Annotated in this window: 9 protein-coding genes; 5 read left to right on the forward strand and 4 right to left on the reverse strand. The window is 64.9% G+C overall.

From position 1 onward, the window contains the following. The first annotated feature begins 53 nt into the window (after positions 1 to 53). The 3 genes from AAGS40_RS18640 to AAGS40_RS18650 all read left to right on the forward strand — a co-directional run bounded on the left by AAGS40_RS18640 (position 54) and on the right by AAGS40_RS18650 (position 3,974). Entirely contained in the window at positions 54 to 1,517 is a 1,464-nt protein-coding gene (locus tag AAGS40_RS18640) for a M20 family metallopeptidase (RefSeq protein WP_345816251.1), read from the forward strand. A gap of 76 nt (positions 1,518 to 1,593) precedes the next feature. After that, positions 1,594 to 2,685, forward strand: coding sequence for a malate/lactate/ureidoglycolate dehydrogenase (locus AAGS40_RS18645; protein ID WP_345816252.1), 1,092 nt, complete (start codon positions 1,594 to 1,596; stop codon positions 2,683 to 2,685). Between the two features lie 401 nt (positions 2,686 to 3,086). Further along, on the forward strand, positions 3,087 to 3,974 hold the full coding sequence (locus AAGS40_RS18650) for a crotonase/enoyl-CoA hydratase family protein (protein ID WP_345816253.1): 888 nt from the start codon (positions 3,087 to 3,089) through the stop codon (positions 3,972 to 3,974). A 48-nt stretch (positions 3,975 to 4,022) separates the two neighbouring features. On the opposite strand, the gene pdeR is transcribed toward AAGS40_RS18650, so the two are convergent. Together pdeR and AAGS40_RS18660 are read right to left on the reverse strand one after the other, a co-directional pair. Continuing rightward, positions 4,023 to 6,026, reverse strand: a complete 2,004-nt coding sequence (gene pdeR / locus AAGS40_RS18655; protein ID WP_345816255.1) for a cyclic di-GMP phosphodiesterase — start codon at positions 6,024 to 6,026, stop codon at positions 4,023 to 4,025. Positions 6,027 to 6,235: 209 nt separating this feature from the next. Next, complete coding sequence (locus tag AAGS40_RS18660) at positions 6,236 to 10,768, reverse strand: DEAD/DEAH box helicase (protein ID WP_345816628.1); 4,533 nt, start codon at positions 10,766 to 10,768, stop codon at positions 6,236 to 6,238. A 295-nt stretch (positions 10,769 to 11,063) separates the two neighbouring features. Here AAGS40_RS18660 and AAGS40_RS18665 point away from each other — a divergent pair, with 295 nt between their 5' ends. Beyond that, the gene (locus tag AAGS40_RS18665) at positions 11,064 to 12,113 is read left to right on the forward strand and encodes an aldo/keto reductase (protein ID WP_345816256.1); all 1,050 of its coding nucleotides are present in this window, start codon (positions 11,064 to 11,066) and stop codon (positions 12,111 to 12,113) included. 100 nt (positions 12,114 to 12,213) lie between these two features. Here AAGS40_RS18665 and AAGS40_RS18670 read toward each other — a convergent pair whose 3' ends face one another. Continuing rightward, positions 12,214 to 12,567, reverse strand: coding sequence for a carboxymuconolactone decarboxylase family protein (locus AAGS40_RS18670; protein ID WP_345816257.1), 354 nt, complete (start codon positions 12,565 to 12,567; stop codon positions 12,214 to 12,216). Positions 12,568 to 12,684: 117 nt separating this feature from the next. On the opposite strand from AAGS40_RS18670, the gene AAGS40_RS18675 reads away from it, so the two are divergent. Next, positions 12,685 to 13,653, forward strand: a complete 969-nt coding sequence (locus AAGS40_RS18675; RefSeq protein ID WP_345816259.1) for an AraC family transcriptional regulator — start codon at positions 12,685 to 12,687, stop codon at positions 13,651 to 13,653. On the opposite strand, the gene AAGS40_RS18680 is transcribed toward AAGS40_RS18675, so the two are convergent. Further along, entirely contained in the window at positions 13,650 to 14,237 is a 588-nt protein-coding gene (locus AAGS40_RS18680; RefSeq protein WP_345816260.1) for an FUSC family protein, read from the reverse strand. The two genes, AAGS40_RS18675 and AAGS40_RS18680, sit on opposite strands and share 4 nt — an antisense overlap. Positions 14,238 to 14,241: the final 4 nt, after the last annotated feature.

Consider the following 14,241-nt stretch of genomic DNA (forward strand, 5'->3'; position numbering starts at 1 on the left):
CCCATCCGGACTATCATGGTCGTTTCCGACCACCGACAGCACGGACCGCCACCATGATCTCCGACGACACCACCCAGCAGGTTCAGCGAATCAACCACGACACGCTCCGTGAATTTGTGGACCGCAAGTGGAACGACGAGATCGTGCCCGCGCTGACGGACTACATTGCAGTGCCCGCCAAAAGCCCGGCGTTCGATCCCGAGTGGGTGAAGAATGGCTACCTGGAGCGCGTGATTACCGACGCCGCGCAATGGGCCGAGCAGCAGCCCGTGCGCGGCCTGAAGCTCGAAGTCATTCGCCTGCCGGGCCGCACGCCGGTCATCTATTTCGAAACTGCCGCGACGCGCTCGGGCAGCGAAGAAACCATCGTGCTGTACGGCCACCTCGACAAGCAACCGGAGTTCGACGGCTGGCGCAACGATCTCGGTCCGTGGACCCCCAAGATGGAGGACGGCAAGCTCTACGGCCGCGGCGGCGCGGACGACGGCTACGCGATCTACGCCAGCATCACCGCGCTCGCCGCGCTGGACCAGCAGGGCGTCGAGCGTCCGCGCTGCGTCGGACTGATCGAAACATGCGAGGAGTCGGGCAGCTACGATCTGCTGCCGTACGTCGACGCGTTGCGGGAGCGGCTCGGCAAAGTGGGGCTCGTCGTGTGCCTCGATTCGGGCGCGGGCAATTACGACCAGTTGTGGCTGACCACGTCGCTGCGCGGCCTCGTCGCCGGCGATCTGGAAGTTCAGGTGCTCGACGAAGGCATTCACTCTGGCGGCTACGGCGGCATCGCGCCGTCGAGCTTCCGCGTGATGCGCCAACTGTTCGACCGCCTGGAAGATTCGGCCAACGGCACGCTGCTGCCAAAGGGTTTTCACGTTCAGATTCCCGCCGACCGTCTGCGTGAAGCCGAAGCCACCGCCCGCATTCTCGGCGACGACGTGTGGAAGAAGCTGCCGTGGGCCTGCGGCGAAAACGGCCGTCAGGTGCTGCCCACCACGACCGATCCGAAAGAAGCATTGCTCAATTCGACGTGGCGTCCGTCGCTGTCGGTCACGGGCGCGGCCGGTTTGCCCGCGCTCGCCGACGCCGGCAACGTGCTGCGTCCGCGCACCGCGTTCAAGCTGTCGCTGCGTCTGCCGCCGATGGTCGAAGCCGAGAAGGCGGTGGCCGACCTGAAGGCGCTGCTCGAACTCGATCCGCCGTACAACGCCAAGGTGACGTTCAAGCCGGACGCGGGCGCGGCAAGCGGCTGGAACGCGCCCGACCTCGCGCCGTGGCTGGCAACCGCGCTGAACGACGCGTCGCGCCAGCATTACGGCGCGAATGTCGCATACATGGGACAAGGCGGCACGATCCCGCTGATGAACGTGCTGAAGGCCGGTTTCCCGAAGTCGCAGTTCATGGTGTGCGGCGTGCTCGGGCCGAAGTCGAATGCGCATGGGCCGAACGAGTTCCTGCACGTGCCTTACGGCAAGAAGCTGACCGCCGCCGTGGCCGACGTGATCGCCGCCGCGCCGTGACCGGCCAGGCCGTTCGGTATTCATTCCCTTCGCATCCCTCGTGAGGCCTGCTCGCTGAATGACCGATAAACCGACTGTGACTGTTCAACCGGCCCCGTCCCGCATCGCGGCCGACCAGCTTCATGACTACGTCCGCGCGATATGGGAGCGGGCGGGCAGTTCGCCGCGCGAAGCGGAACTGGTCGCCGATCATCTGGTGGCGGCGAATCTGACCGGGCATGATTCGCATGGCGTCGGCATGATCCCGCGCTATGTCGCGTCGCTCGCGGACCGGCAGCTGCAACTGAACCTGCATGCGCAGGTGGTCAAGGACGCCGGCGCCGTACTGACTGTCGAAGGCGGTAAAGGCTTCGGACAGGTGGTGGCATTCGAGGCAATGGCGCTGGGCATCGAGCGCGCCAAACGGCTCGGCATCTGCGCGGTCGGCTTGCGCGGCGCGCATCACATCGGGCGAATCGGTCACTGGGCCGAGCAGTGTGCGCGGGCCGGGCTGGTGTCGTTTCATTTCGTCAATGTCGCGGGCGATCCGCTCGTCGCGCCGTTTGGTGGCGCGGACCGCCGCATCGGCACGAATCCGTTCTGCGCGGCGTATCCGCGGCCCGGCAAGCCGCCCCTCGTGCTGGACTTCGCCACGAGCACCGTGGCTTATGGCAAGACGCGGGTCGCCTATAACCAGGGCAAGCATGCGCCGCCTGGCGCACTGATCGATCACGAAGGGTATCCCACGCTCGAACCCAGGGTGATGCATGAAGAGCCGTTCGGCTCGCTCACACCGTTTGGCGGCCATAAGGGGTTTGGCCTCGCGGCCATGTGCGAGATTTTTGGCGGCGCGCTTTCGGGCGGTTTCACCACGCATCAGGGGACGCTTCGCACGACCAGCGCGATCATCAACTGCATGCTGTCGGTCATCATCGATCCGGACGCTTTCGACGCGCCGAACGCGCAGGCCGAAGCCGACGCGTTCCTCGACTGGGTGAAGGCGTCGCCTCTCGCGGCGGGCAGCGAGCGGATTGACGAGCCAGGCGAGCCAGAGCGCATGACACGCACGCAGCGCGAGGCCGAAGGCATTCCAGTGGACCCGGCCACGTGGCAGCAGATTCATACGGCGGCGCTGGCCGTTGGCATGAGCGAGGAAGACGCGGCCCGCTGGTCGGCGGCGCTGCGATGACAGGCGGATGGCTGCAATTGCGGCTCAACGGGTATTTTCGTTAATCCCGACCGTTAGCCCTGCGGTTCATTAAGCGGCATTGAACATGCCTTTTTTATGCGTCGATTCAATCGGCTGCCCGGTATTCCATTTTTTTGGCCCGAATAGAAGTCTCTTTTCCCATTCTCGGCGGCCCAAGCTTGCGGGTTGCCCAATTGCCGGGCGCGTGTCGCCCCTTTCCGGTGCGCAAGCGTTGCGCGCGCGGCGCTCCCCGCGGTCGCTGCCGCTCCCCTGAAAGCCCCGCCTGGCAAGGCTCTTATAACGGCTTGCATTCATCTGTTGGTTACCCCGCTCCCATCTCATTACGGTCTGCTTTAGGCTCCCATTGCACGCCAGTGTTTAACCTCAAAAGGACCGCCAAAATGAATTTGCATAACCATCCCGCCTGCCGCCCATTTCTCGAAGCCGGCAATCTGTCGCAAATCTCCGCTTACTACGAGGAAGGCCGCAACGTCATGTGGATGATGCTGCGCGCGCAGCCGCGCCCCTGTTTTAATCTCGAACTCGTTCACGACATTCTGGGTCTCGCGCAAGCAGCACGGGAATCCGGCCTGCCGATCGATTTCTGGGTTACGGGTTCGGTGATCCCGACGATGTACAACGTCGGCGGCGATCTGGATTTTTTTGCCGAGACGATCCGCTCGGGCAAGCGTCAGGCGCTGATGGCTTATGCACGCGCCTGTGTGGACTGCGTGCATGCAGCGGCGCGGGGTTTCGACACGGGAGCGATTTCCATTGCGATGGTGGAAGGCACGGCACTCGGCGGCGGCTTCGAAGCAGCGCTCGCGCATCATTTTCTGCTCGCGCAGAAAGACGCACGCATGGGCTTCCCTGAGATCGCATTCAACCTGTTTCCGGGAATGGGCGGTTATTCACTGGTGGCGCGCAAGGCCGGCATGCGGCTCGCCGAGGAACTGATCGGCATTGGCGAATCGCATACGGCCGAATGGCATTACGGCAAGGGCCTGGTCGACCAGCTGTTCGAGCCGGGCGACGCGTACATGGCGACGCGCACGTTCATCGACACGCTGAAGCCGAAAATGAACGGCATTCGCGCGATGTTGCGGGCGCGCCAGCGCGTGCTGCAACTCTCGCGCGCCGAATTGATGGAAATCACCGAGGACTGGGTGGACGCCGCGTTCACGATCGAGGAAAAAGACCTCGCTTTCATGGAGCGGCTGGTCATGCTGCAAAACCGCCGGACGTCGAACCTGCGCCAGACGGCGAGTAGCACGGCAAACTTCGCCTGAACAGATCCCGGCTGGGCCAACGTAAGCCGCAGCGGTCAGTCGGCGAGCTCAGGCAATCAGTCTGAGCTTCTGACGGTCCTGCAACCAGCGCTCGAACTCCGCGGCGGGCATGGCCTGACCGTACAGGAAACCCTGCACGTATTCGACGCCCAGGCCCTTCATGAATAGTTCTTCCGATTCGGTTTCGATGCCTTCGGCCACGACCTTGAAGTCCAGTTCCTGCGCGACCGCGACCATCGAGCGCACCAGCGCCTGCGCTTTGGTGTCGGCGTTGATGGAGCGCACGAAACTGCGATCCAGTTTGATGACGTCGAGCGGAATCCGCCCCAACTGCGAGAGCGACGAATAGCCGGTGCCGAAATCGTCCAGATGAACCTGCGCGCCGATCTGGCGGAACTGCTTGATCAGATCGATTGCTGCCGCTTCGTCTTCGATCAGGCAGCTTTCCGTCAGCTCCAGGTCGATCAGGCAGGGATCGAGTTCGGCCTGCTGCAACGCTTCGCTAAAATGCCGCACCACGGCTGTATCCACCAGTTGGCGCGCCGACAGGTTGATCGCGATGCGCAGGTTATAGCCCTCCGCCTTCCATTTCGCGGCCTGTTTTGCCGCTGTGACCATCACCCAGCGGCCCAGCACGCCGATCAGGCCGGACTCCTCCGCGTAGCGGATGAACTCGTTTGGCATGATCTGCCCGCGTTCCGGCGAATTCCAGCGAACCAGCGCCTCGGCGCCTTGCACGGCGCCGGTGGCGAGCGACAGCTTGGGCTGGTAGTGCAGCGTGAGCTGGCCTTCGTCCAGACCGCGCCGCAGATTCGTGTCGAGCCACATGTACTCGGCGACACGGCGGTTCATGTCGGGCGAAAACACGCGGTGCGTTCGCTTGCCCTCGTCTTTCGCCACGTACATGGCCGTGTCGGCCGAGCGGATCAGTGATTCGAGGCTGTCGCCATGTTCCGGATAGCGCGCAATGCCGATCGAACAGCCCGTATACACCTCGACGAGACCCAGCGCGAAGGGCGTGCGCATGCGCTCCAGAATGCGTTGCGCGGTGTCTTCGAGTTGATGCGCGGTGCCTTTTGCCGCGAGCACGATGAATTCGTCGCCGCCCAGCCGCGCAAGCGTGTCGCCCGGGTTCAGGCACGTGCTGATCGCTGACGACACATCGCGAATCAGCCGGTCGCCGAAGACGTGGCCGTAGTGGTCGTTGACCTTCTTGAAGTTGTCCAGATCGAGAAACAGCACGCCGACCGCCTCGTCCGGGCCCGCGTCTTCGATGGCCGCGCGGATTCTGTCCTGAATCGCGTTGCGATTGGCAAGGCCGGTGAGCGCGTCCGTATTGGCGAGTTCGGTCAGACGGTCCTGCGCGCGCCGCTGTTCCGTGATGTCCGTGCCGGAGCAGATCAGGAACTGTTCGTCGACGCCGCTGCCGCTTTGCACGAACTTGTTGCGAAACAGGAAAAGCCGCTCGCCATGCACGGTTTTGACGCGCCGCTCGACTTCGTACGACACGCCGCGATTGAAAAAGCCTGCGATATTCTGACTTGACGCCGCGCCGTCTTCGGACGTCATGAAAAGCGCCCACACGTTGCGGCCAATAATATTTTCTTCCTTGACGCCCGTGAGTTCCTCGGCGAGGCGGTTAAAGCGTTGTATCCGGCCATGCCGGTCGACGATCACCACGACCGAGTTGACTTCGGACACCACCTGTTCGGCGAAGGAGAGACCGTGAACCAGATCGCGCGCGACGGATTCGGTGTCGTCATACGCCGACGCGGTCCCGGCCCACGTGTTGCTGTTGAGCTTTTTGCCGACCAGATGCAGGCGCAACGGCTCGCCGAACAGACGGATGTCGAGTACCAGATGCGCGGTGACGCCCGTGAGGCAGCGGATTTGAGAAGCCTGCTGGGGATTGAGCGGAATGGCGACATTGACCGGCACGTCGCCGTTCACGGGCGTGAGTTCGAGCGCGTTGCTGTCGTTCGACAGACGCCAGCATGGGCTGCTTGTGCCGAACTGGGCAAAAAGCACCTGGTCGTGTTGGTCGTCGTTCATGAGATCCCCGGGCGGTGCCGACGGCCGTCGTATGGGCGGTCGGGCGGCAAACAGTCTTTATCATACTTAAGACCGACCCCATTGTAGCGAAGCGGCTTGAATTCATGCTTATAAACATTAACGGTTATTCAGCATGGGGTCTTTAGCCTTTTTTGCGGCTAATTGATGACGCGCGTGCAATTATTGCTTTTATCGGTGATTCCGTGGTCCTAAAAGCGGCGTGCGAGCAAGCTGCGAGCACGTTCGCGCTCCGCCGGAATGTGTTCCACCGATGCGTCGAACCAGAAAGTCCCGGACGTGAGCGTGGCGATTACGATCCCGTCCCGATACAGAATCCGGTTGCCCGAGACGGCCGGCACCCGTTCGCCGACGAGCAGTGTACCGGCAAAATTCAACGGGTCCGTGCCCGCGACGCAGACGAAAGTACCGTCGTTCGCATGGCGGCGCACTTCGCGCAATAACGGAATGGCCTCGGGTAAAGCGAACTGTTCGCCGGCAAGACCGCTCACGAAGCGTCCGCCTCGAATCACGCCGCGTGCCTCCAGACGTTGAAACACGCGCAGCAGGTCACGCCACGGCGGCAGCCATTCGGCCTCGCGTTCCAGCAGACGCCAGAACACCACACCATACCGGCGCAGCAGCGTCATCGCGATATGTTCGAGCACTTCCGGCGCGAGCGCGCGGCGGCGCTCGGGCTGCTTTTCCGCCTGCTTGAGCGGCACTTGCGCACCGGTTTCCACCTCGGCCGACGCCCTCGCGCCGGTTTCCGCGCTGGCAGCAGGGCGCGCGACGAGCGCCCAGCGGCCCGCGTCGTCCATGCCGCCGATCAGCGCGCTCGACCTCGCACGCCGGCTGCCCGAAAAGGCGCTGCGTTTCGCGGCGGGCCTCACCAGCGCGCGCAGCCCCGCAAAACTGTCGGAATTCACCAGCCCGGCGGCCACGAGTTCACCGAGCGCGCTCTCGAGTTCCATGCGCAACACGCAAACTTCGCCGAGCAGTTCGTCGAAGAACATCGCGCCGTGCTGCGACAGCGCGTCATGGACGCTTTGTGCGCGAGCCGACAGTTCAGGCTGTTTCGACGGATCGATCAATGCGCGCCACAGGCGAACCTGCGCACGCGGCAGAAGCACGATCGGCGTGCTGCGCACCGGACCGGCGGCGCTGCGTGCGCGCTCCGTCAAACGGGTCCACACGACCTTGCCGGCACGGCATAGTTCGTCGAGCGAAGTATTGGCGTAGGCCTTCACGCGGGCCGGCAGAATGTCGTCCTCCCACGCGCCTGCCGCGGCCTGGAAGCCTTCCAGCTGGTCGAGCACCGCCGCGAGCGCGTCGCGCCCCTCGCTTCGCGTGTCCGGCGTGAGGTGCTGCCATTCGAACAGGAAACGCATGAAATCGTGTCGTTCGACAGGCTCGATCTCACGGCGCAAACGTTTCACCGTGTACCTGTGGATACGCGCAAGCAGATGGCGCTCGCACCACTCTTCGTCCGTGGCGTTCGGGGTGAAGCGGCCGCGCATGACGTAGCCTTCCGCTTCGAGTCGAGCCAGACACCGTTCGACCGACGCCGCCGGCTGTCCCAACGCGTCCGCGATCGCCTGCACCGGCAACGGGCCAAAGCCGGTCAGTCGCGCGCGCAGTACGTCGAGCAATGCGTCTTCGGCGCTCCAGTTTTCCGTGAATCCCTTTGGCGCATCGAGCGGCGGCTCGACGCGCGCGCCGGGATAGAGCGCTTCGAAACACCGCACGCGCTCGACGGGCACCCACACAGTGAGACCGGCCGGCAGGATGACGCGTGTAGCCCGGCCGCCCGCCGCCAGTTCCGCCAGCCAGCCGCTCCAGCCCTCCTGACGGCGCGCCTCGGCCTCGGTGATGCAGGCAAGACCCGTCAGCGCTTCGTGCATCTCGTCGGCTGAGCGCGCCTGCGGCCATGCTTCGTCGCGCACGCTGTCGATCGCATCGGCGTCCAGCGCGCCAAGGTCGTCGGCGCTGGCCGGATCGGTCCAGCGGCGGTTCAGAACGGCTTGCGTGCGACGCTCCTCGATGGGCGCGTCGTCGAGATACGCATACGGCTTCGCGTTGAGAATTTCGGCCGCGAGCGGCGAGGGCGCGGGCAGGTCGCGTGCGATGAGCCGCACCTCACCCGCCTCGATGCGGCGTAGCAGCGCGAGCCAGCTTTCGCTGTCCATGGCCTCGTGCAGGCAGTCGTCGATCGTTTGGTCCACTAACGGATGACTGGGCAACTCGCGCTCGCCGACCACGTTCTCCAGACACGCAGCCTGCTCGGGGAACACATTCGCGAGCAGGTCCTCGCTGCGCATGCGCTGCAATTGCGGCGCGGTCTTGCGGCCGCCGGTATAGCGCGGCAGACCGAGCGCGGTGGTCGCGTTCCAGCGCCAGCGCACGCCGAATAGCGGCGCGTCGAGCAGCGCCTGGATCAGCAGACGCTCGGCGCTGGTCGAATGCAGATAGCGCCACACCTCGTCGAGTACGAAAGAGTGGCTGCCCGTGAGCGAGAGCACGATCGCGTCCTCGGTGGCGGCCGCCTGCAATTCGAAATTGAAGGTGCGGCAAAAGCGCTTGCGCAGCGCGAGGCCCCATGCGCGATTCACGCGGCTGCCAAACGGCGCATGAATGACGAGTTGCGTGCCGCCGGATTCGTCGAAAAAACGCTCCATGACGAGCGTGTTCTGGGTGGGCAGCACGCCGAGCGCGGCACGCGCCCGCGCCAGATAGTCGACGATCTGACGCGCGGCGGCTTCGTCTATCGCGAGTTCTTCGACAAGCTCGCCGACCGCATATTCGATCGCGGCGCAACGCGCGTGATCGGGCGAATCGGCCGCCGCTGTCGCCGGGTTCTCGCTGTCGAGCAGGCGTTCGATGTGCTCGCGCAGGCGTGCGACGCCGAACGACAGTTCGTCGCTGCGCCCCGGCGCTTCGCCGAGCCAGAACGGAATATTCGGCGGTTGCCCTTGCGCGTCTTCGACCCGCACGCGGCCGCCTTCGATCCGCAGAATCCGGTATGACGCATTGCCGAGCTGGAACACGTCGCCCGCGAGGCTCTCTACCGCGAAATCTTCGTTGACGGTGCCGATGTTGATGGCCTGCGGTTCGAGCACGACGGCGTAGTCGGCATTCTCGGGGATCGTACCGCCCGAGGTGACGGCCACCAGTTTGCCGCCGCGCCGCCCGCGCAGCGTGCCGCTCACCACGTCGCGATGAATATATGCGCCGCGCGGCCCGTTGCGGCTCGTATAGCCTTCGGCGAGCATGCGCAGCACGGCGTCGAACTGTTCGCGCTGCAACTGCGCGTAAGGCGCGGCGCGCCGCATCAGGTCGAATAGCGCGTCCTCGCTCCATTCGGCGCAGGAGACTTCGGCGACGATCTGCTGTGCGAGTACGTCGAGCGGGGCGCGCGGAATATGCAGCGCGTCCAGCTCGCCGCGACGCACGCAGTCGAGCAGCGCCGCGCATTCGATCAGATCGTCGCGCGACGCTGGAAAGAGCCGCCCCTTCGGCATGCCGCCGACGTGATGCCCCGAGCGTCCCACGCGTTGCAGGAACGGAGCAATCGCACGTGGCGAGCCCATCTGGCACACCAGGTCCACGTCGCCGATATCGATACCGAGCTCCAGCGACGCCGTGGCGATCAGCACGCGCAATTCGCCGCGCTTCAGCCGCTGTTCGGCATCGAACCGGTGTTCCTTCGCGAGGCTGCCGTGGTGCGCCGCGACCGCCTCCTTGCCGAGACGCTCGGTCAGATGACGCGCGGCGCGTTCGGCCATCCGCCGCGTGTTGACGAAGATCAGCGTGGTGCGGTGCATCGCCACGAGTTCGGCCAGGCGGTCGTACACGCGCTCCCATACTTCGTTCGGCATCACCGCTTCGAGCGGCACGGGCGGGATTTCGAGTGCAAGGTCACGCGCGCGGATGTGGCCGACGTCGACGATCGCGCAATCGGCCGGCGTCTCGCTGTCGACGCTCGCGCCGCCCACGAGAAACTGAGCGACGGCGCTCACCGGCTTTTGCGTGGCCGACAGGCCGATGCGCGGCAGTCGCCGTCCGCACAACGCGTCGAGCCGCTCGAGGCTGAGCGACAGATGGGAGCCGCGCTTGCCGCCCGCGAGCGCATGAATTTCGTCGACGATCACCGTGCGCACGGTGGACAGCATGCGGCGGCCGGAATCCGACCCGAGCAGCACGTATAGCGATTCGGGCGTGGTCACGAGGATATGCGGCGGACGCTTCTTCAGCGCGTTGCGTTCCTGCTGCGTGGTGTCGCCGGTTCGCACGGCGGTGCGGATGTCGAGCGCTGGCAAGCCGCGTTCGGCAAGCTCCTGCGCGATGCCTTGCAACGGCACCTGCAGATTCAGGCGGATGTCGTTCGACAGCGCCTTGAGCGGCGACACGTAGACCACCAGCGTTTCATCCGGCAGCGCGCCGCCGTTCGCGAGGCCTTGCTGGACCAGTTCGTCGAGAGCGGAAAGAAAGGCGGTGAGCGTTTTGCCAGAACCCGTTGGCGCGGCGACCAGCGTGGAGCGGCCGCTGCGGATGTGCGGCCACGCGTCGGCTTGCGCACTGGTGGGCGCAGGAAACGTTTTCAGAAACCAGCTGACGACGGCCGGGTGAAATCCGTCCAGCGCATGAGCCGTGGACGGTTTTGCCGTGGTCGCCGCCGCGCGCGCCGGATCAGCGGAAGACGATCGCTCCGTAGGCGTGGTATCGAGAGTCGTGGCCGAAATCATGACGGAGTAGATGGGGACGCTTTGAGCCAAATCCAGCATTCAGTCTCGCAGGTTTCCGCGCGCGTTGCCGGAAACGTCACAGCATGATGTAGCGCATCGAAAAGGCCCCGCCTGACGTTCGCGGCGGGCGTTAATTGCCGATGCCGCCGCGTCTTTCGGGGATTGCACGCAAGAATTGCCGCATCGGTTGCGGCTGATTGCGCACGAACGCGAGCCTTGCGCGATGCTCTGCCGACTCAGCGCAATTGCAGTACTCTCTACGGCTCACGATCCCCGATCCAAAGGAGTTTCAACGATGCGTTACAACCAGTTGGGCCGTACCGGCGTGTTCGTTTCAGAGCTTTGTCTGGGCACGATGACTTTCGGCGGCGGCGAGGGTATGTGGAAGCAGATTGGCGATCTGCAACAGGCGGATGCGGAGCGGCTCGTCGGCCGCGCGCTCGACGCAGGCATCAATTTCATCGATACGGCCGACGTGTATGCGGAAGGCCTGTCGGAACAGATCACCGGCCAGGCGCTGAAAAACCTCAAGGTGCCACGCGATCAGGTCGTCGTCGCCACCAAAGTGTTCGGGCCGACCGGTGCGTCGCAAAATGCACGCGGCGCCACGCGCTATCACATCATCGACGGGATCAAGGCGAGTCTGAAGCGTTTGCAGCTCGATCACGTCGATCTGTATCAGATTCACGGTTTCGACCCGGCCACGCCGATTGAAGAAACGGTGCGCGCGCTCGACACGATGGTTCAGCACGGTCATGTCCGGTACGTCGGCGTATCCAATTGGGCCGCCTGGCAGATCGTGAAAGCGCTCGGCATTTCGGAGCGGCTCGGGCTCGCGCGCTTTCAGACGCTGCAGGCGTATTACACGCTGGCAGGCCGCGACCTCGAACGCGAACTCGTGCCCATGCTCAACAGTGAAGGGTTGGGGCTGATGGTGTGGAGCCCGCTCGCGGGCGGCCTGTTAAGCGGCAAGTACGGGCGCGAGCAGCAGGGCGAGGCGGGCAGCCGCCGCACGACATTCGATTTCCCCCCGGTCAATCGCGAGCGCGCGTACGACTGTATCGACGCCATGCGCGAGATCGCCGACGCGAAGCGGGTGTCGGTCGCGCAGATTGCGCTTGCGTGGCTGCTGCATCAGCGCGCGGTGACGTCGGTGATCGTCGGCGCGAAAAAAGTTGAACAGCTCGACGACAACATCGCGGCCACCGGCGTGTCGCTCACCGCCGATGACCTCGCGAAGCTCGACAAGGTGAGCGAACTGCCCGCCGAATACCCCGGCTGGATGCTGGCGCGCCAGGGTGAAGCACGGCGCAAACAGCTCGAGGAGGCGCGCCAGGTGGTGTAATCCTGCGCGGCGTGGTGCGCCGCGCAAACGGTCGACGCAAGCTTGGCGAAAGCGTCGGCCGCGCACGGCGTTCACCACGCGTGTTGCTGCGTCTATCCGGCTAGCTCGCGTTTTTTTCGGCGGTGTAGGCTGCAACGGCGTCCATCGTGCGAGCCGAATACACCATCGTGGCGCCTGCGTTCATCGCCACCGCAACGCCGAGTGCTTCGGCGATTTCTTCACGTGTTGCGCCCTGTTTGAGGGCGGCGTCCGTATGCACGGTGATACAGCCGTCACACCGCAGGCTGACCGCGACTGCGAGTGAAATCAGCTCGCGCGTTTTGGCGCCGAGCAGGTCGGCCTTCTGACCGGCGCTCGACAGGGTCTGATAAGCCTTGACGGTATCCGGCGACAGTTTGGCGATTTCGCCGATGCGGCCAAACAGTTGCTTGCGGTAGTCGATCCAGTTCAACATGGCAATGCTCCTTGATCTGATGCGCGTCGGCGGGTGCCGGCGTCGTGAGAGGAAGTATTGCGCCGCGTCGTCCTATCCTGAATACTCGATTCGCTCAACTTTTAGCGCCGGCGTCTCATGGACACACTCAGCCGGTTGATCGACCTTGCGCGCCCTCAGGCGAGGCTCGATTTACGCTGCCTGCTGTCGGGCGGTTTCGATATCGACCACGCGCCAATGGAAGCGGGCATTGCGCCGTTTCATCTGGTGCTCGGCGGTGCGTGCGTGGTCGACACCGCCGCCGGCGTGCAGGTGCCGCTGCGCGCGGGCGATTTCGTGCTGTTTCCGCGCGGCGCGGCGCACCGGATACGTGATGTCGCGTGCTCGCCCGCCACCGCGCCGCTGACCATCGCTCACGACGGCATGCTGCCGCTCAGACGCAATCAGGACGAAAGCGCATCGGCGCCGGCCGACCTCGATCTGCTATGCGGGCGCTTCGTCTACTCACCGGGCTCATCGGCGCTGCTGCTCAATGCACTGCCCGATCCACTGCACGTGTCGCTCGGCGACGAGCAATCGCTGCATGCGTTGCAAACGGTGATCGCGCTCATGCGCACCGAAGCGGAGCGACGCCAGGCCGGCGCGCTCGCGATCGTTACCGCGTTGAGTCAGGCGCTCTTCGCGATGGCGCTGCGCGTGCATGGCGAGACGAATGCTTCGGCTTCCGGCGTGTTGGCACTGCTCGCCGACGCGCGGCTCGGATCGTCGGTGCAAAGCATGCTGCACGCACCCGAACGCGCATGGACGATCGCCGAACTCGGGGAGCGCGCGGCGATGTCGCGCGCCACGTATGCGCGCCATTTCGCCGAGCGTGCCGGCATGACCGTGATGGACTTTCTCACGCAGATCCGCATGACGGTCGCCTGCGACCTGTTGCTGCGCACGCAGCGCAGCGCGGCGGATATCGGCGAAGCGGTGGGGTATCAGTCAGAGGCGGCGTTCGGCAAGGCGTTCCAGCAGTGCATAGGGGTGACGCCCGGACGCTATCGGCGCAAGCAGCCAGGCGCGGAGGGCGCGGAAGGCGCGGCGGGTGCGGCCGGTGCCTAGGTTTTGCCGCCCTCGTTCGAGTTGTCCGGCGCGCCCAGCACGTGCCGCTCGATCGCCGACATGATCCACGCCACGAGCAGTGCGCAAAGCGTGCCGAGCGTCACTTCGAATAGACGCAGCAGCGCTTTGTCCCACACCGGTCCCATACCCGGCACAAGCAGCATGATGGTCGCGGTAATGCCGCCCAGGCGCGCGGCGCTGCCCACGTTGCCGATCCAGCAGATCACGATCGCCGCGGCGACCGTCGCGGCGTAAGCGGCAAAATGGCCGCCGCCAAGCGTCGCGCCGACAAGACCGCACAACGCGCCCGCCATGGCGCCGAGGAACTGGTCGCGCGACAGCTTGCGGGTGTCGATGTAGCTATGTTGGCTTACCGCGATCGCCGTGATGGCCGCCCAGAACGCCTGTTCGGTGTGCAGCGCGCGGCCGATCGCGACCGCGAGGCTCGCGCCCGCCACCGCCTGCACCGCCATGAAACTGCCTTCGAGAAGCCGTTCGCCGAACGGCAGCGACTTGAGAAACGCAAATAGCGAATTGGCGGCGCTCGCCCGCGCGGCGCGCCGTGAATCATCGGGTCGGGTCATTGAA

This window comes from Paraburkholderia sp. PREW-6R, assembly GCF_039621805.1.
GTDB lineage: Bacteria > Pseudomonadota > Gammaproteobacteria > Burkholderiales > Burkholderiaceae > Paraburkholderia.

Coding starts and splice junctions, on each gene's coding strand:
- AAGS40_RS18680 (WP_345816260.1), bottom strand. CDS start 14,237: ATGACCCGACCCGATGATTCACGGCGCGCCGCGCGGGCGAGCGCCGCC.
- AAGS40_RS18640 (WP_345816251.1), top strand. CDS start 54: ATGATCTCCGACGACACCACCCAGCAGGTTCAGCGAATCAACCACGAC.
- AAGS40_RS18665 (WP_345816256.1), top strand. CDS start 11,064: ATGCGTTACAACCAGTTGGGCCGTACCGGCGTGTTCGTTTCAGAGCTT.
- AAGS40_RS18675 (WP_345816259.1), top strand. CDS start 12,685: ATGGACACACTCAGCCGGTTGATCGACCTTGCGCGCCCTCAGGCGAGG.
- pdeR (WP_345816255.1), bottom strand. CDS start 6,026: ATGAACGACGACCAACACGACCAGGTGCTTTTTGCCCAGTTCGGCACA.
- AAGS40_RS18670 (WP_345816257.1), bottom strand. CDS start 12,567: ATGTTGAACTGGATCGACTACCGCAAGCAACTGTTTGGCCGCATCGGC.
- AAGS40_RS18660 (WP_345816628.1), bottom strand. CDS start 10,768: ATGATTTCGGCCACGACTCTCGATACCACGCCTACGGAGCGATCGTCT.
- AAGS40_RS18650 (WP_345816253.1), top strand. CDS start 3,087: ATGAATTTGCATAACCATCCCGCCTGCCGCCCATTTCTCGAAGCCGGC.